The 18,088-nt window shown below is 40.0% G+C and carries 20 protein-coding genes; 11 read left to right on the top strand and 9 right to left on the bottom strand.

From position 1 onward, the window contains the following. Nucleotides 1–103 precede the first annotated feature (103 nt). The 4 genes from QZ488_RS17475 to QZ488_RS17460 form a co-directional block, all read right to left on the bottom strand. Complete coding sequence (locus tag QZ488_RS17475) at nucleotides 104–229, bottom strand: hypothetical protein (protein ID WP_293751197.1); 126 nt, start codon at nucleotides 227–229, stop codon at nucleotides 104–106. Nucleotides 230–348: 119 nt separating this feature from the next. Continuing rightward, on the bottom strand, nucleotides 349–1,533 hold the full coding sequence (locus tag QZ488_RS17470; RefSeq protein WP_293751195.1) for an IS91 family transposase: 1,185 nt from the start codon (nucleotides 1,531–1,533) through the stop codon (nucleotides 349–351). 10 nt (nucleotides 1,534–1,543) lie between these two features. Then, entirely contained in the window at nucleotides 1,544–2,416 is an 873-nt protein-coding gene (locus QZ488_RS17465) for a site-specific integrase (RefSeq protein ID WP_293751193.1), read from the bottom strand. A 201-nt stretch (nucleotides 2,417–2,617) separates the two neighbouring features. Beyond that, nucleotides 2,618–3,514 (bottom strand): LysR family transcriptional regulator ArgP, encoded by an 897-nt coding sequence (locus tag QZ488_RS17460; protein WP_293751191.1) that lies wholly within the window; start codon nucleotides 3,512–3,514, stop codon nucleotides 2,618–2,620. 141 nt (nucleotides 3,515–3,655) lie between these two features. Between QZ488_RS17460 and QZ488_RS17455 the strand changes: the two genes are divergently transcribed. From QZ488_RS17455 to QZ488_RS17430, 6 genes are all read left to right on the top strand, one after another. Beyond that, nucleotides 3,656–4,288: a LysE/ArgO family amino acid transporter gene (locus QZ488_RS17455; protein ID WP_293751189.1), complete on the top strand. Its 633-nt coding sequence runs from the start codon at nucleotides 3,656–3,658 to the stop codon at nucleotides 4,286–4,288. Nucleotides 4,289–4,561: 273 nt separating this feature from the next. Next, nucleotides 4,562–5,539 (top strand): YjgN family protein, encoded by a 978-nt coding sequence (locus tag QZ488_RS17450; RefSeq protein ID WP_293751187.1) that lies wholly within the window; start codon nucleotides 4,562–4,564, stop codon nucleotides 5,537–5,539. Nucleotides 5,540–5,651: 112 nt separating this feature from the next. Then, nucleotides 5,652–6,671 carry a M48 family metallopeptidase gene (locus QZ488_RS17445; RefSeq protein ID WP_293751185.1) on the top strand — a complete coding sequence of 340 codons (1,020 nt, stop codon included), beginning with the start codon at nucleotides 5,652–5,654 and terminating at the stop codon, nucleotides 6,669–6,671. A gap of 260 nt (nucleotides 6,672–6,931) precedes the next feature. Continuing rightward, a complete protein-coding gene (locus QZ488_RS17440) occupies nucleotides 6,932–7,570 on the top strand; it encodes a HupE/UreJ family protein (protein ID WP_293751201.1) in 639 nt (212 codons plus the stop codon). A 37-nt stretch (nucleotides 7,571–7,607) separates the two neighbouring features. Further along, on the top strand, nucleotides 7,608–8,138 hold the full coding sequence (locus tag QZ488_RS17435; protein WP_293751183.1) for a hypothetical protein: 531 nt from the start codon (nucleotides 7,608–7,610) through the stop codon (nucleotides 8,136–8,138). An 86-nt stretch (nucleotides 8,139–8,224) separates the two neighbouring features. After that, complete coding sequence (locus QZ488_RS17430) at nucleotides 8,225–9,169, top strand: redoxin family protein (RefSeq protein ID WP_293751181.1); 945 nt, start codon at nucleotides 8,225–8,227, stop codon at nucleotides 9,167–9,169. A 249-nt stretch (nucleotides 9,170–9,418) separates the two neighbouring features. On the opposite strand, the gene QZ488_RS17425 is transcribed toward QZ488_RS17430, so the two are convergent. From QZ488_RS17425 to QZ488_RS17405, 5 genes are all read right to left on the bottom strand, one after another. Then, on the bottom strand, nucleotides 9,419–10,333 hold the full coding sequence (locus QZ488_RS17425; protein WP_293751179.1) for a hypothetical protein: 915 nt from the start codon (nucleotides 10,331–10,333) through the stop codon (nucleotides 9,419–9,421). A 9-nt stretch (nucleotides 10,334–10,342) separates the two neighbouring features. Next, a complete protein-coding gene (locus QZ488_RS17420; RefSeq protein WP_293751177.1) occupies nucleotides 10,343–10,990 on the bottom strand; it encodes a hypothetical protein in 648 nt (215 codons plus the stop codon). Nucleotides 10,991–11,017: 27 nt separating this feature from the next. Continuing rightward, nucleotides 11,018–11,500 (bottom strand): hypothetical protein, encoded by a 483-nt coding sequence (locus tag QZ488_RS17415; protein ID WP_293751175.1) that lies wholly within the window; start codon nucleotides 11,498–11,500, stop codon nucleotides 11,018–11,020. An 11-nt stretch (nucleotides 11,501–11,511) separates the two neighbouring features. Next, nucleotides 11,512–11,772, bottom strand: a complete 261-nt coding sequence (locus tag QZ488_RS17410) for a DnaJ domain-containing protein (RefSeq protein ID WP_293751173.1) — start codon at nucleotides 11,770–11,772, stop codon at nucleotides 11,512–11,514. Between the two features lie 334 nt (nucleotides 11,773–12,106). Beyond that, nucleotides 12,107–12,487, bottom strand: coding sequence for a hypothetical protein (locus QZ488_RS17405; RefSeq protein ID WP_293751171.1), 381 nt, complete (start codon nucleotides 12,485–12,487; stop codon nucleotides 12,107–12,109). Nucleotides 12,488–12,876: 389 nt separating this feature from the next. On the opposite strand from QZ488_RS17405, the gene QZ488_RS17400 reads away from it, so the two are divergent. The 5 genes from QZ488_RS17400 to QZ488_RS17380 all read left to right on the top strand — a co-directional run. Beyond that, a complete protein-coding gene (locus QZ488_RS17400) occupies nucleotides 12,877–13,395 on the top strand; it encodes an acyloxyacyl hydrolase (RefSeq protein WP_293751199.1) in 519 nt (172 codons plus the stop codon). Between the two features lie 418 nt (nucleotides 13,396–13,813). After that, on the top strand, nucleotides 13,814–14,437 hold the full coding sequence (locus tag QZ488_RS17395) for a glutathione S-transferase (RefSeq protein ID WP_293751169.1): 624 nt from the start codon (nucleotides 13,814–13,816) through the stop codon (nucleotides 14,435–14,437). Nucleotides 14,438–14,501: 64 nt separating this feature from the next. Beyond that, nucleotides 14,502–14,696 carry a hypothetical protein gene (locus QZ488_RS17390; RefSeq protein WP_293751167.1) on the top strand — a complete coding sequence of 65 codons (195 nt, stop codon included), beginning with the start codon at nucleotides 14,502–14,504 and terminating at the stop codon, nucleotides 14,694–14,696. After that, complete coding sequence (locus QZ488_RS17385) at nucleotides 14,686–16,770, top strand: FAD-binding oxidoreductase (RefSeq protein WP_293751165.1); 2,085 nt, start codon at nucleotides 14,686–14,688, stop codon at nucleotides 16,768–16,770. Before QZ488_RS17390 ends, QZ488_RS17385 begins: the two co-directional genes overlap by 11 nt. 125 nt (nucleotides 16,771–16,895) lie before the next feature. Beyond that, nucleotides 16,896–18,088 (top strand): sigma 54-interacting transcriptional regulator (locus QZ488_RS17380; RefSeq protein WP_293751162.1); only part of this gene is annotated, 1,193 nt, incomplete at its 3' end.

The following is an 18,088-nucleotide window of genomic DNA, read 5'->3' as shown; positions in this document are numbered from 1 at the left end:
TCTTGTAGGTTATCTGCACTCTGTCACCCTCATGAAGGCACAGCTTACTTCGCTGTTCATTGACAGATGGCGGATAATAAAAGAAGGACGGAACCGCGGTGGGTTAACTGCGATGTTTGGCTATGGGGATTTCGTTATTGAGTTGTTCGTGTGATACATCTTGGGTTGTTGCTATTAAATTTCTAGGCGTTGGTTTTTCGTTATTTTCCATTATCTTTGGCTTTTTCATTAAACGCTTATAGGCTGTAGTTGTTGTGTTTTATGACATTTCCACTTACTAGGCACGGCCTGTCCGTTATCGATTTTACGCGATAATCACGCCTGCTGTATGTTCTTTGATTGCTTAAATCATTTCGGTGGTGCTCTAGGTCGATATATCGGCTCTGTTATCGCCATTATTGTAAGCGGAGAATGACACTGACGACATGTAAATGGTGCCGGCGCCTCTTCACTTTCATTTGAGCAAACGACAGGCTCAGGCTCCGCGACCTTCAACAGTTTTCTAGCGCGTTTAAGCTTAGTTTGACTGCCAAGTAGTCCATAATGACGGATGCGGTGAAAGCCATTGGGCAATACATGTAGCATAAACCGGCGAATAAACTCGTCAGTTTCTACTCGCATCACTTTGTGCATATTGTTGCCTTTTCGCCGGTAGTCTTTGTATTTAAAATGGACATGATGTTCGTCCATTTTTTGCAAACGACTATTGGCAATCGCCACCCGATGCGTATATCTCGACAGATAAGCCAATACTGCTTTGGGGCCTGCGAAGGGACGTTTAGCATACACTACCCATTCTCTTTGCTGCTGGGCGCGTGTCAACGCATTGAATTTTGCTGGAACATTAAAGCTTGAGGTATCCAGTAGGTTGCCAAAACACTGTAACCGCTCATCTTTATACAACTGCCTCACGCCTTGCATGTAGAGCCTTCGGAACAAGCGAGATAAGACTCTAACGGGTAAGAAGAAGCCTCTATTACAGGATTTCCAACTGTGTTTATCAAGGCTTATTCCACCGCCGGGAACAATACAGTGAACATGAGGGTGATGCGTCATGGCTGAGCCCCATGTATGCAATACCATTGTGCTGCCAATATCGGCACCCAGATGTTTTGGGTCTCTTGCAATGGTGTTAAGCGTTTGCGAAGCTGCACTAAACAGTAAGTCATACATGTGCGCTTTATTATAAAACGCCAACTGCGCGACTTCCTCCGGCAGGGTAAACACCACATGGTAATACTCAACAGGTAGTAATTGTGCTTGCCGTGCTTTGAGCCATCTTTTTGCAGCCGATGACTGGCATTTAGGGCAATGCCTGTTCCTACAAGAGTTATATGCAATCAAGTCCGTTTCACACTTCCCACAGTGCAGTTGATGGCCTCCTAATTGCGCACTTCTACAGCGTTCAATCGCAGACATCACTTTGAGTTGGTGTAGACTCAGATGGCCTTGTTGTTTGGTTTTATACTGCGCACCATAAAAACGAAATACGTCGGCCACCTCAAGTGCTGGCCTTGATGATGGATGATCCATAACACGCTACTCAATCTGATAGCGCATCAAGCGGACTCACCACCCTATGAAGCAACTTCGTCGCGACTTGTGTATACGTGACGGTTGTTTCCAGTTGGTTATGTCCTAGCAGCACTTGGATAACTCTAATATCCACATTCGCTTCTAATAGGTGCGTCGCGAAACTGTGCCGAAGCGTGTGCATCGATACATTCTTTGCGATACCGGCAGCTTCTGCTGCGGCTTTGCACCCTCGGCTAAGTTGTCTTGTGGATAGGTGGTTAACAGGTTGCTGTCCAGGAAAGAGCCATCCGCCATTTAACATCAAGCGCTTGGCGTGTGCATAACGCCACCACTGTCTTAACTGGCCTAACAACACTGGCGATAAAATCGCATTGCGATCTTTTTTCCCCTTCCCTTGCTCTACGCGTATCAGCATACGTTTACTGTTGATATCAGAGACTTTTAGTTTCACCACCTCACCAATGCGTAAGCCTGCACCATAAGCCACAGACAGCGCAGTACGATACTTAACACTGGTGGTTGCCATCATCAGTTGCTTGACTTCTTCAACACTTAACACGTTCGGTAACTTGCGAGGCTCAGGTACTGAACTCGTTTTACTGAGTACCTCAGGGCGTTTTAGTGCTTTACAATATAGGAACCTCAACCCTTGCAAAGTCGCATTCATAGTAATGTTAGACGTGCCGGTTTCCGCTAGCATTAACTGAAACTTCCTAAGCTCTTCAGCAGTCGCATCTTCTGGCGAACGCTTCAAAAAGGCAGCTAACTTCTTTACACCTCTGATGTATTGGGTTTGAGTTTTGGGGCTTAGCTTGCGCATGGTCATTTCTTCTATCATGCGCTGACGAAGGGGACTTACTGTTTCATTCTGTTGTGACATGAGGCCACTCCTAATCTGAATTCAGGGCGAAATTACCCTTTATTCAGATTAGTGGCAGTTTACAAACTTTGAAAATACTGACAATGCCGCAGCGGTAATACTACCGCGAGAGCGGTTTAGTCCATCTTGGGCAAAGCAGCCGTTCGGTTAAGTCAGATCCAACTGCTACAGTTCGCTCATTCGCAATTGAGTTGAATCACTCTAATTAGCCAATTTCTCCTGACCCATTTTTACTATTTGTTGAGAGATTTTTTTATTGATCCCCTTCACCAACACCCAACTGTGCCAGTAGAGTGTTTCAATAAGTTCGTGCTTGGGCGATATATTGATTAGTTCACCCTTGGCTAATTCATTTGCAATTTGTATCTTAGGTAATAAGCAATACGCCACGCCTTGTTTGGTTAACTCAACAAAAGCCTCAGATGAACGTACGCTATGACAGTAATATTCGCTTGCTGCTAAATTAAAATGTTTGGCAATAAAACGTACATGCATATCATCTTTGTGATCATAACTAATGGCTGGTGCCATTTTTAGTGACTCTTTATTCACGCCATTTTTAAAATACCTGTCTTTAAAATCTCTATTAGCAACAAGACAGTACTCCATTTTACCTAAACAAAAAGAACGATAACCTTTCAGCGGTTTTTCGATAACGCTGACAGCACCAATCGCTTCGCCTGTGCGCAACTTGTCTAGGGTGCGTTCTTCATGCTCAATCATTAAATTTAATTCAATCAGATGGCTCTGCAAGACAGGGGTGATCGCTTGAATAAACCAAGTGGCAATGCTGTCTGCATTGACCGCTAGTGACACTTTCACGGGCTTGAGTGGTTTATCGGGTGACAATACAGGGGCTAATTCATTTTCAAGTTGTTTGACTTTTTTAAAGTGACTGACCAATTGCTCACCAGCAGTGGTTAACTCTATAGGCTGACTGCGAATCAGAACCGGTTGGCCAATGTACTCTTCTAAACTCTTAATACGCTGAGATATTGCCGATTGAGAAATACACAGCTTATTCGCGGCTAACTCAAAGCTTTGGAATTCAATCACCTCTGTCAATGCAGAAAGTAATTTGTAATCAAAATTAGCCATGTTGTTCACTCCTTAATTACCACCGACGTTATAAGTTTAGCTAATGATAGTTAAAAATTATTAATTTTATTTATGGGCAAGTTTACAACAAACTAGCCGTCATTGTTTACCAAGTCACTTTTTAATTACGAGAACAACGACATGAGCTTATTAATATTAGCCAAAGGCTTTACCCTTACTTTAAGCATGATTGCGCCTATAGGCACGCAAAACTCTATGTTGCTGACGCAAGGCATTAGTAAAAATCACCATAAAACGACTGCTGGTTTGTTTATGCTTTACGACGCGATTTTAATTTCGATAGGGGTGTTAGGTGGAAGTTTAATTTTATCGAGTAGCGATACCTTATTTACCTCACTAACGTGGGGAGGCATCATATTTCTGGCGGCTTATGGTGGCTTATCCATGAAGTCAGCGTTCAATCAAAAAGTTGATCAAGATGATCATATAACCAATAAAAAGTCAGTGAAGTTAATAGTCGTCACTAGCTTGGCGGTCACTTTTTTAAATCCTCATGCTTACATAGATACCGTAATGGTGATTGGCAGCGTGGGTGGCCAATATACGGGTAATGCTAAATTATTCTTTCTTGTTGGGGCTGTGCTTGGATCCGTTGTGTGGTTTTCGCTTTTAGCCACTGGCGCCGCTAAATTTTCATCCTACTTAGGAAAACCAAAAGTAAAACGTATTATCGATATGCTGATTGCTTTGGTTATGTGGGTAATTGCTTGGTCACTGTATAATTCATGGTTAGCTAGAGGGGTAATTGAATAGGCTGATTTTTCAAGTATTCATCGAATATAAGTGGTGGGGAAACCGTATTGTCTACCCGCACTTGATTTTGCAATAGCGTAGTCAAAATACCAGGAGATTATGTTTTACGGCCTATTCTTTTTGCTGCTAAAAATTATGCTTTTTTGTGTTTTTAAACAAATGGTAAAAATTTTACTTTCTTCTTTTATATCAATCACGTAGTCTACTTCTCGCGCGATTAAAGACAGGCTTTTTCGTGCTGTTACGGAATATTATTAGTATAAAGAGGAATTTATGGAAAATACCGAAACTAGCGTTACCCCGTCAGTAGACAATTACTCAACCACACATATTTCTGGTGTGAAATTTCATGGCCAAGCAGGAGAGTTTTTTTCTATCTGGATCGTGAATTTATTACTTTCAATCGTTACCTTAGGCATTTATTCAGCTTGGGCTAAAGTGAGAACCAACCGTTATTTCTATTCAAATACAGAAATTGATGGACATAGATTTTCTTATTTAGGTGATCCAATCCAAATATTAAAAGGTCGGATTATTGGTGTAATACTGTTTGGCGCGTATTTTTTAGCGTCGGCTTTTAGTCCAATAGCGGCTTTAGTTATCATGTTGTTATTGTTGGCTGCCACACCATTTTTAATTTGCTTGAGTATTCGATTTAAAATGAGAATGACAGCTTATCGCAATGTCAGGTTTAATTTTAACGGTAGCTATGGTGAAGCCTTTGTAATGTTTATAGTACTGCCTATTGCTTCGATATTTACTCTTTATTTAATTATGCCTTGGGTGTTGAAAAAAATGGATGAGTTCATTTATTCCAACGTCACATTTGGTGATAAAAAAGTCCAAAGCGAATTAAAAACAGGGGAATATTATATAGCTTCTTTGGGTGCCTTTTTTATTGGTGTGGTGCTTTTTGCTGTCGCTATGTTTGCTATTGGTGGTTCATTAGCTGTATTAACAGACCCAGAAGCAATGGCGCAGATGTCCTATTCTTTGATTATTATGATGGTGGTTTATGTATTGGTTATTTTGTTAGCCTCTAGTTTTTATACCGCGCGTATTCGTAACCATATTTTTAATCATTCACAAATTGAGCAAGTGGCTAGTTTTCAATCTAATTTAACATTCGGCCAATTGGTTTGGTTACGCCTAAGTAATTTTATAGCAATGGTTTGTACATTAGGTTTTGCCATGCCATGCCATGGGCTCATGTGCGCACCGCACGCCTTTATGCTCAAGCTACACAGGTGAGTATTCTAGAAGGTGCCGATAAAGTGTTAGTGGATGCTTCTGGATCAGCAAGTGCTGTAGGCGATGAAGTTGCTGATATATTCGATGTAGATATTGCGTTAGGTTAAGCACAATGAAAATACAAGGACAGTTCTATCCCGAGGGAGGATCCCAATGCCTGTTGGCTGAAGTTACATTCAGCCAATCAGGTGCATTGTTATTAACTGTGACAGAGCAAAATATTAGCATTCAACTAAGTCGTGATGAACTACAAATCAAAGATAAATTAGGCTCTATTCCCCGTGAAATTATGTTGTCAGGTCAGGGGCTGTTGTCAGTTGATTCAACCCCCGAAACTGATTTATGGTTAGGAGCAGAGAAAAAATCAAATCGTCTCGCTAACATAGAAAGCAATCGCTCAATGGTATTATTGAGTTTGATTTTGGTACCTGCTTTTTTATATGCTTTTTTTAAATATATGATCCCAGGTTTTGCGGTACATTTTTCAGAATATGTGCCGGAATATGCCGTTAAAATCGCCTCTGAACATACCTTATATTCACTAGATAAAACTTTGCTCAATGAGAGTGAAGTCGATGCTCAGTTACAACAAACATACAAAGACAATTGGCAAGATACTTTGAGTCAATTAACCCTAAACGATGCCCATTATAATTTGAATTTTCGTGAGTCTGATAAAATGGGGGCCAATGCGTTTGCCTTACCTGATGGCACAGTGGTGGTGACGGATGCCTTATTAACCCTAATTGATAACAATGAAGATTTATTGCAAGCTATTTTGTTACATGAAATTGGCCACGTTGAGAATAAACACTCGATGCGTCTTATTGCAGAAACTTTAGCAACGTCACTGGCCATAGATTACTTTTTTGGTGATCTTGGTGGCATGATCGAAGTCTTTGCTGGGTTATCAAATACCATTGTACAAAATCAGTTCTCCCAAAAACTAGAATGGGAAGCCGATAATTTTGCCCTTGAGCAGTTACAAACCTTAGGCTTAGATCCTGAAAGTTTTGCTAAAGCTATGGAGAAGTTAGCGGCAACTTTGCCACAAGAGTCTAAATTAGATGCTTTGATGCAATCTCACCCATTGATGAAAGAACGGATCGAAAATGCGAGAGGCAGAAAATAACAATCCATAGAATTTCTGTGATACCCATAAAATAGAGTGGCATCTTGTCACACCTTTATGTTGCTCTATTGTCTCCTTAGTTGCTGATTATTAATAACCTAATAAATCAAAAACTTTAAAGACACAACTAGTGTGATTCACTTATGATGGTAACAAGTCAAACACCTTACGATATCTCGCCTCAATTCCTGAAGGAGCAAACATTGCCAAATAACTTACTACGATTCGGCTTCATTGTTTTTGCTGTTTTTGCGCTTTGTATGTCATTCGATGTGTTTGCTCATGGTGTTGACGATGATACTCGTGTGTTCTTAGAACAAAATACCGGCGTTCAATTTGTGCCTTTTATTTATATTGGGGCTAAACACATGTTTACCGGTTACGACCACATATTGTTTCTGGTGGGCGTAATCTTCTTTTTGTATCGAAGCCGAGATGTTTTGCTATATGTGAGCATGTTTACCATTGGTCACAGTGTGACTTTGTTATGGGGTGTGCTGGGTGATATTCAGATTAATCCTTATCTGATTGACGCAATTATTGGTTTTTCTGTGTTGTATAAAGGTTTTGATAATTTAGGCGGGTTTAAGCGTGTTTTGGGTAAACAACCGAATACAAAAATAGCGGTATTGATTTTTGGCCTGTTTCACGGTTTTGGTTTGGCAAGCAAATTACAAGAGTTTGACCTCGCACCCGAAGGACTCGTAGCCAATATGCTTGCTTTTAATATTGGTGTGGAGATTGGCCAATTTATGGCATTGATATTTATCGTTATTACGATTAATTTTTGCCGAAAATCGTCATTGTTTCAGCGCTTCTCCAAGGTAACTAACACTATGTTAATGAGTGCTGGGCTAATGCTGATGGGATTTCAGTTGACCGGTTACTACTTATCCTAACAAGATAATTATTTTTAAAATGAACGAGAGACATAACATGACACAACCAGTAGTTAGCACAAAAAACCTTATAAAATCGACAGTGGTAGCTAGCGTCATTGCTTTAATTGTATTGGTTTGTTTTATTCTTCCTGCGGAATATAACATTGACCCGACGCACATTGGTCACTCCTTGGGATTAACGGCTTTGGCTAATAAAACCAGCGAAGAAAAAACAGTGGCTGAAACTGCCACTCCTTCAAATCAACAGCGAGATGTTATTGAAGTGGTTGTGCCTGCTGGCAGGGGAGTCGAATATAAATTTCAGATGACGCAACATGAAAAAATGACCTATGAATGGAAAACTGATGGCGAACCGCTGTATTTTGATTTACATGGCGAGCCTGAAGGAGATACCACTGGTTATTTTGAAAGTTACGCTATTGCTACACTGAGCGAAATGAAAGGTAGTTTTACTTCACCATTCACTGGCTCACATGGCTGGTATTGGAAAAACAACAGCCCCAAACCCATCACAATACAATTATTAGTTAACGGGCAATACAGTGTTATTGGACTCAAACAGTAAAATCATCGTTAAGCAAAATGAAAGCTATTTGCGATCCACACAATAGCTCTTAGGATATTTTCAATTCAATAAAGAGAGAAGTTAAAATGGCACTCAGTAAAAATGCGATTAGATGGCCGTTTTTGATAGGTATTTTTATCATAGTGTTAACCGCTATTAATGTTCAGGCATCACATAAAACAGTGGAGTTAACGTTATATAATACCAGCGAAAAGATGACATTAAGCTCATTGGATAATGGCAAACCTACCTATGTGAAATTGTGGGCAAGTTGGTGTGTGCCTTGTATGGAGCAAATGCCGCATTTTCAAGAAATGTACGAACAGTATGGCGACAGTGTTAATTTTATTGCTGTGAACATCAATATTAATGAAACCACTGAAAATATTAAGCAAGTCATTGAAAAGTTTGAATTGAGTATGCCTGTTTGGCTTGATACCAATGGAAGAATGGGAGTGGAACTTGATTTAGCCGGAACCCCTTACAGTGTGTTATTAAATAAAACTTTATCTCCTGTATACAAGAGCAATAATTCAGATTCGTTACTTCAAGCCCGAATGGAGTCGTTAATCGAGGGGAGGTTTGAATCCTCAGAGCATTTGATAGCGTTAAACAAGAACGAGAAACTCGCTTTTCTCAAGCCATATAAGAGCGGCCAGCACGTACTTGTTTTTACTGCCACATGGTGTGATTGGTATTTAGAAAAAACACGACCAGAAATGGCAAAAACATGTGTAGAGGTGCAGACACTATTACCTAAAATAATTAGTCAAACGGGTCATTTACCCTGGGGCATAGTGGTTAATCATTTATGGACAGATTCTGCAGCGACAAAAGAATTTGCCGAAAAGTACAAGGTAGACACCGCCATCACTATTGATAAAGGTGGCGTATTATTTGAACATTTTAAAGTGCGAGAGATCCCGGCCGTGATTGTAGTCAAAGATGGGAAAGTAATTGAAAGAATTACGCACAAAAACATATTGATTAACCCAAGTGATATGTCGACTAAACTGTCTTCTGTTTTTTAATCTCGAGTTGCCTGATTGTGGGTACTAAGAGTCGGTCAACAAGCGGAAGGTAGAAGAGGCTGCAGATTTCTAAATGAGTATACAGTTTGTTTTATCGCCCACTAAGGTCGCGTCTGTGGCTGCGTAAACGTAACAGGGAGTGCAAATGTAGGTCATAATGCGGTTACATTATCCTAAAAATCATCCATCCAAATCCCGATTAAATTTAAATGGATGTTTTTGCAATGATTCATTCCTATTGGAATAGAACTACTCAGGTTTTAAATAAGCGATATCTTCTTGATCATCTATTCCAAAATCATAACCGCCTTCAAAATCGTCATTCAATTCATTAGTGAGATTGACAGACAGTTCTAGAATCTCAGGAATATAAACAGATAATTTCTTTTGTGACGTTATGATTGATTTAAACTCATTAAAATCAAGCAAAGAGGACTCTTGAAGATAGTTTTTAGTGGATACGGACTGAGTTTCAGCAAAATCAGCCACGCACAATGCAAACTTTTCGAGCAATATTTTCACATCAGTCTTACTTAGATAAGAAATTAGTTGGTCGTAGCGCTCATTGTTAAAAACTTTGTGTTGTGAGTCTATTAGCATTAAGGCAATGGCTGAGTTGAGTAGCTTTTGCAGTTCAAATCGCAGATAGTCTTCATCTGTTTCAGGTATAACAACATTCGCCGCATATTTTGACGATATTATTCTATGCAAGTTAAATAGCTTTAAGCTGTCTTGTCCTTTTTTGACTAAATCAGCATGTATTAGTGTTATATCTGATGTGTCGTTGGCAGCTAATGCGTAAGTGTCTAGTTTGATTTGTTTAAAATATTCGGCCGAAATTAGCTTTAATTCGGCATATTTTGCCCAGCCCGCTCTAAAACAATACACAATACCTTGGGTCTTGATTATGTCTTTGGCTTTTTCAGTATTATTGTCGCAATGACTTAACAGTCCTAGGTTGATTATGCCAAGGACTATTTCGCAGGCTTTTTTTATGTGGTCAGCATAAATAATAGATAAATTGTCAGACGCGATCCGCAGCGACATATCTGACAATTGTTGTTTGCCTTTATGCACAAACTCCTCTGTAAAATACCCATCAGCCAGGCCGTCTTTTAACACCAAAAGGATAAAGGGTTTGTTCCTTAACTCTGCTATTTTCATGACATAATCCTATAGTGGGGCAAACATATCATCTGTATCCATTTCCACTGCAATCACTCTTTGTTTATTGGCATTATTTTTTAAGGCCGCTTGTATGTTGTCCAAAGTGCCATTGGTGCTCACTGCCATCACTTCATTATAAGCTTCGTCATCGAGGTTTTTAATTTTCAGAAGTAACTCTTCAATGCTGCCAGATACTTGTTCTTCATCAAATTCCATTTCAGAAAAATCATGTCCAATAAAAGGTAATGACAAATATAACAAGCCAAAATCATCTTGAATAATAGCCTTGAGTATTTCTGTTTGTTTCTCATCGTCTTCATAAGAAAGAAATATTTGCGCAAGTAAACTGTGGGCTTCGGTTTGCGCACAAAATAACGATTCTTCATCCAAATTTTGCCAATATGAAGGTTCGACATTCAATAACTTTTTAATCGACTCCGCATCCATTAACCAAGTGGCGATAGAAGGTATAGTGGCATCATGCTCACGTACGATTTTGGCCACGGTTAATATGTCCATTTCAGAAAATACCGCCAACATAGCGGTATCACCTTGTTCTGACGCGATTTTTTCTAATGAGGTACCCGCTTCTCTACCGCTGTGTTGAGCTTGTTCGGTAATATCTGTAGCGAGAATCAGTGCGTTACTAGTCAATTGGTATTCCTCAAAAGTAGTTTAATATTATTCATCATAGCCGTAGGTTGCATAGGGCTTTTCTAAATTATCGTGGTCGTCAACTTCAACTTCAACTTCAACTTCAGCCATTGCAGGCAATGGTGTGGCATCATAAGTATTATAAAAATGTATCAGTAACACAGCCGTTTTTAGCTCATCTTCTGAATCTGCCATTAACTGGGTAATAGTGGCTCTGGCATCGGCATGCACACCAACAAAAGGTTTGATGTCAGCCCACAATGGTTGTTGGCTTAAATCTAACTTAGCTAGATTTTTAGAATCAATTCTTACACTGCGATTGATGGCCATGGCCAATTGGTCAACCATGCCATTAAAGACCGAGCTGCTTGAAGCCAGCTGAGCGGATAAAACCTTTAGGTAATTAGTTAAAAAATCAGGGTTTTCAGGATCGGTCAATGACTCCATATTTTCTAAATACATAGAAAAGTCATCCGCCAAATAAGCGGGGATTGATGTTTCAATTTTCATTAGTTTAATTCCTACAACAAGGCATTGTGCCAAAAGGAATCGGCTATTTCTCTTGGGTCTGTGGTAATAGTGTAATGACTCTTAATATATAAAGAGCGCTTTTGAGGATCGGCAATGACTTCGTACGCTTTTTGAATTAATTGAAACTTTTCTTTTGCCTCTGCAGCATCATTTCTATCGGGATGAAATTGATTGGCAAGTTTGCGATAAGCTTTTTTGATTTCGGCGGTCGACGAGGTTCTGGTGACCCCTAGTAGTTCAAAATGATCCATAAAATCTAACGTTTTTATTGTGCATTTGATTCAATTGAAAGTGCCTCTGGTTTTCAGCCTGACATTTTACCTTTACCGCCGCGGTTTAACAATGCTGGAGTGGTATTTATCGCACTGGCAGAATGTCTCTAAATAGCGCTTCATTTTATGCAAGATTATTGAAACCTAGCGCTGCGAATAAACCTACAAAGAATGCTGTGTTACTTCGAGATCAAGCACTTTAACAAGTAGCGCATTTAGCCTATTAAATATCAGTTTGTTGCTTGAGCAGCCTAGGATTATTGTCCTTAGTGTTTAATGTATTATTAACTTAAAACGTTTTATCGAAGGGTGTTTAAAATCCGTGGCAAGCATAACCTTCAAGCCTTTTGGGCTTTTTATTCATATACAGAAAATGTTCATAACCTACTGAAAATGCGAAAGGATTGGCATTATAGTCGGCGTAATATTGATCCCGACCTAGTTTTGCTTCATTAACACCCGACGCAAAACCGCTTAGAAAGTCGTCTCTATTATTCATCAATAAATTGGTAAAATCCCCGTCACTTTCCACCACTTCGAAGACACCTTCATGGATAAATTTATCCAGTAATGTAGTGTTAAACGAACCGCTATAAACCTCCGTTTCAGGATCAAATTTAACCATCGAAGTGCTTTTGTTGCTGGTGGCTTCCATCAGAGAAACAAATAATTCACGTACTTTTTTTGATATCAAATTAACAACCTTTAGATTTAATAGGGGGGCGACAGCTGTAAGTGCAACGCCTGCTTACAGGGCAATAATCCACTTAAAATACCTGAAGATCCCTTGAGAATGCAAAACCGATATTCAGTGAATTTACTAATAATAGTAAAATAGGGGCGATTTCAAATGTTAAATATAGGTTGGTAAGTTTCATAACTTATTGAGTTAATTCAATTATTTAAGCTTTGTCTTAGTTGGTCTAGTTCTAGCAATAACACAATCATTCAATTTACAAATGAGGTGTTACATGTTTGAACTATTCAACTATATCCGAGTTGCTCACGGCGTTTAGTAGACATTTTATTACCTGCCTTTTTTCTGCTTACCTCACTGCAAAAAGGAATTGGCGCGCCGGCCTAATAGTCTTTGCATTAGTCCTAAGTAGTTTTTCTGCCAGTGCAAAAAATCAGTCCATGGCTATTGATTATTTACATGGTGAGGGAGACTTAAGCGGAGTACGTTTGGCGTATCGCCCATACCATGGACAGATAACACAAATAGAATGGTTAGGGGAGGTCGACATATATTGGGAGTTAAGTATTAATTTCTGGGAGTTTGGTGCTGAGAATCAACATGACACCAACTTTGCACTTGCCTTATCTCCGGTTATTTCATCACAATTTGCGACTGTCGCTAATAAATATCCATTAAAGTGGGAGTTTGGTATTGGCATATCATTGATTAATGACACTAGGTTTGCCGGAAAAGATATTGGCTCGCACTATCAGTTTGAAGACCGGTTAGGACTGGTTTTAGAGTTTGGTGACAACCTAGAACAATCCTTTGCTGTGCGTTATATGCATTATTCTAATGGTGGACTTAACAACAAAAATCCCGGCATGGATTTTCTAAATTTGTCCTATGCGAGGCAATTTTAAACATTTTTATATAAAACTGACCTATAGACTAGCTAGAAATATACGTCGATATTTTTAGCAAGTCTGACTATAAACCGTGTAGACATTTTTCATCACTAAAGCTCCTCCATTACTAGTTCCTCACCATTTTTTCAGCAAAATCATCATCCTAATTAGTCGCTATCCATCGGAAGTTCCATAGCGTTGTAAATGCAATATTAGTGAAGGGTTTTATTTTCACGATATTTAGTGATTCCACTAGATTACGAATGTTAACCCTCTTCCCTTATTCTGATTTTTGTTTTACATGATTTTAAGTTGTTGAATTATATGAGTATTATTTTTATTCCTAAGTTGGCTTGTTTCTAGCACTAGTCAATACATCTTTATTCATTAAAGACTTACAGATAAACAAAACTAACTAACAAGGAAAATCAACATGTCTAATTTAACCTTTTATCGTCACCCTGTTTCTGGTCATGCACATCGTGTGGAGTTACTTCTTTCACTGTTAGGACTTGAAGCAGAAGTGATTAATGTGGATCTGATGTCAGGTGCACAAAAGAAACCTGAATTTCTAGCCAAAAATCCCTTTGGCCAAGTGCCGGCCTTGACTGATGGTGATATAACCTTAGCCGATTCAAACGCCATCTTAGTCTATTTAGCAGCAAAATATGATGTAACTAATACTTGGTTGCCAACGGCTGCTGTTGAAGCTGCACAGGTTCAACAGTTTCTATCAGTTGCTGCGGGTCCTGTGGTGCAAGGTCCAGCTAACGCAAGGCTTATTACCATTTTTGGCGCGCCTTATGATGCCGAAAAAACCATTGAAACTTCACACAAACTGCTCAGTGTTATAGATGCCCATCTTGAGGGAAAAGAGTGGCTAGTGGGTAATTCCGAGACTATTGCTGATGTCGCTAATTATACGTACATCGCACACGCCCCCGAGGGAAATGTCGATATCGCACAGTATAAGAATATTCAGTCATGGCTAAAGAGAATCGAAGCGTTGCAGGGTTTTGTTGCCTTAAATAAAACAGCTATTGGTTTGGCTGCGTAATGACCTAATAGGCCGCACTATTTACTGTGCGGCCTGTTTACCACTTTTTAGAAGGTGAAGTCTGATGAAAATGTTAGCGATATTATGGACGTATATAAACAAACTGGTTCAAACGTTATTGCGCAGTTATCACGCTGCTGCTCAGTTAAACCCTTATAGGGATTTTATTTGTAGTGGTTTCGAAGTGGGCTTTGTACCTGCTGAGGTCTTACAAGAAATATCGCTTCAATGTGACCAAGGAAAAAACCATGAAAAGTAAGATGGCATCATCTCCTTTTCATCATGGTGAGAGGCAAGTCCAGGAAAAGTTGGGCGTAAGAGACAGAATGGAGAATTTTGGGAAGCGAGTCATACGCGACTACATGCCACAGCAACATCGCGAATTTTATCAACAATTACCTTTTATACTAGCGGGCTTTATTGACGACCAAGGTTGGCCTTGGGCTTCATTTTTATATGGCGAAGAGGGATTTATTCAATCGCCAAGTGATAAGACACTAGAGCTTAACGCAAAGATCGTGACGGGCGAACCGTTACACGAGGCACTCAACTCAAAACGACACTTAGCGTTACTGGGGATTGACTTGCCCAGCAGAAGGCGTAATCGTTTATCTGCGGCGATTACTGAGGTCCAAAACCAGACGATACAGCTTGAAGTGATTCAATCGTTTGGTAATTGTCCTCAGTATATACAGGCCCGTCAGATGATCCCTCATCAACACCAAGAGGCACCTGAACAAGTCGAAATAACTGGGTTTAATCAAGAGATTGGCAAACTAATCGCGCAAAGCGACACATTTTTTGTCGCAAGCCATTACCAGAATAATAGCCATGAGCTAAACAGCCATGAGCTAAACAGTGCAGTAAGCATGGGCGCTGATGTATCTCATCGAGGTGGCAAATCCGGATTTGTCCGAGTGGACAGTGATACAACTTTAACCATTCCGGATTATTTAGGTAACTTTCATTTCAATACGTTAGGTAATTTTTTACTGAATCCCAAAGCAGGTTTGTTATTTATTGATTTCGATAAAGGACACATATTAAGTCTAACGGGTAGAGTTGAAATTTTATGGGAAAGCGACGAACTTGAGTATTTTGATGGAGCCCAAAGGTTATGGCAGTTCCATCTGGAAAAAGGTGTGTACTTAAAATATGCCCTGCCATTCAAATGGCAATTTGAAGGATATTCACCTACCACTGAAGTAACCGGCAGTTGGGCACAAAGTGATATTAACAAACAAAATGAATTACAAAAAGACAGTTGGCAGCAATGTGCGGCCACCAAGATTGTACAAGAAAGTTCGTCGGTTAAATCCGTTTATTTACAAGCCGAAACTGGCGGTTTACCGCGTTTTAAAGCTGGACAATTTTTAACGGTTAAGGCAAATATCAACGGTAAACAACAAATACGTACCTATACCTTATCTAGTAGTCCTAATGATGATTTTTATCGGATCAGCGTCAAAGATGAAGCAAAAGGTGTGTTTTCATCATTTTTACATGAGCAGCTACAAATAGGCGATACATTAGAATTCAAATCTCCTACTGGCGAATTTTATATAGATCCTGATATTGATCGCCCCGCCGTATTACTTGCCGCTGGTATTGGCATCACACCAATGGTGTCAATGGCAAGGCACATAATCCAAGATGCGGTTCGCACCCGTTCAATCCGCCAAACCATAATGGTCTGCTCTAGCCATAATATTGAAAAACGGGCTTTCTTTAATGAACTCAATGCATTAACGGCGCAATCTGATGGGCACTTGCGCATTATCTGGGTGGTAAGCAATCCAGAATCCCATGCGATTGAGGGCAAAGATTATCATGTTAAAGGACATATTTCGGGCGAGTTACTACAGGCAATTTTACCCATTGACGATTATGAGTTTTATGTGTGTGGACCGAGTGATTTTACCCAGTCAATGTACGATATATCTGTGGCATTAGGTGTGGCGGATAAACGTATTATGGCTGAGGCTTTTGGCCCTGCTTCATTGCAGCGTCAATTATCCCTACCTGTTGATGGTGTAATTGCAGCACCGCCAGCTGAAGAGGCTATAATTGAATTTTCAAGTAGTCAGTTTGAACAATCTTGGTCGAAAGAGGATGGCAATCTATTAGATTTTTCCGAAGCCCATGGATTGTCACCAGAGTTTAGTTGCAGAAGTGGCCAATGTGGCTCTTGCAAAGTAAAGTTGCTTGAAGGGGAAGTACACTATAAACAAAACCCCAGTTGTAGTTACGACAGTGATGAGGTGGTGTTATGCTGCGCTATGCCGGCGAGAAGTAGTGGGGTTGATGAGGTGAAACTTCGTCTGGCTCTTTAAGCTGCGGCTCACTTATAATTTTGCTACGTTTAGGTTATGCAATGGGTAATATAAAACCATTGCACACCCTTACTAAATATAAAGGCCACCAAATTGAAAGGCCATTAAGTTCAAGGAATTGCCATTTGCCCCCCCACAATGAGTTAACCCATTTAATGGAACTTAACGCTCTTATCCTAGATTCAGTAGGTGAAGGTGTTTACGGTATCGATAAAGACGGTACCACTACTTTTAGTAATCCGGCCGCCGAAAAGCTAACTGGTTGGACGAAACAAGATTTGATGGACAAAAACTCTCATTCAGTGTGGCACCATAGCCATGCTAATGGCCATCATTATCCAGCTGAAGATTGCCCTATTTATGCGGCTTTGCATGACGGTTTAATTCACCATGAACAAGAAGAAGTATTTTGGCGTAAAGATGGTTCCAGCTTTGCGGTTGAATACACCAGTACTCCTATGATGAATGGCCGAAAAATAGTTGGTGCCGTGGTGGTATTTAAAGATATTAGCCAACGAAAAAAGCAAGAAGAAAGTCTGCAAGCGGCCTTATCAAAAGTCACCCACTTGCAGCAGCAGCTAGAGGCAGAAAACACCTATCTAAAAGACGAATTAACCCAAACCAATCATTACGACCACATTATTGGTGATCACCCTAGTCTTTTAAAAGTACTAGAGGAAGTGGGCCAAGTTGCTCCAACCGATGCGAGTGTGCTTATAAATGGTGAAACTGGTACGGGTAAAGAATTGATCGCCCGAGCTGTGCATTGTGGTAGTAACAGGCGCGATCGACCATTGATTAAGGTCAATTGCGGAGCTATTTCGGAAAATTTAGTTGAGAGTGAGTTGTTTGGTCACGAAAAAGGCGCATTCACTGGTGCTATTTCAGAGCGACAAGGGCGTTTTGAATTAGCTGATGGAGGTACGTTGTTTCTCGATGAAGTAGCTGAATTACCCAAAGCGACTCAGACAAAACTGCTTAGAGTATTACAAGAGCAAGAGTTTGAGCGTGTGGGTGGCAGTAAAACCATTAAGGTGAATGTTCGGATTATTGCAGCCAGTCATAAAGATTTAGCCAAACTAAGTGAGTCCGGTGAATTTAGGCAGGATTTATTTTATCGTCTTAACGTATTCCCACTGTTTTTGCCTGCGCTTAGAGAGCGAGCATCTGACATTCCAGTTTTAACCGAATGGTTGTTAGCCAACTTGTCAAAAAAGCTGGGTAAAACCATTAGTGGAGTGTGCGACCAATCTAAAAAACGTATGGCGGCATATTCATGGCCAGGCAACATACGTGAATTGCAAAACGTCTTAGAGCG

Origin of the sequence: uncultured Paraglaciecola sp. (assembly GCF_913020055.1) — a bacterium.
Lineage (GTDB): Bacteria > Pseudomonadota > Gammaproteobacteria > Enterobacterales > Alteromonadaceae > Paraglaciecola.
Note: the sequence above shows the minus strand (reverse complement) of the source record. Positions and strands in the feature narration are given on the sequence as shown.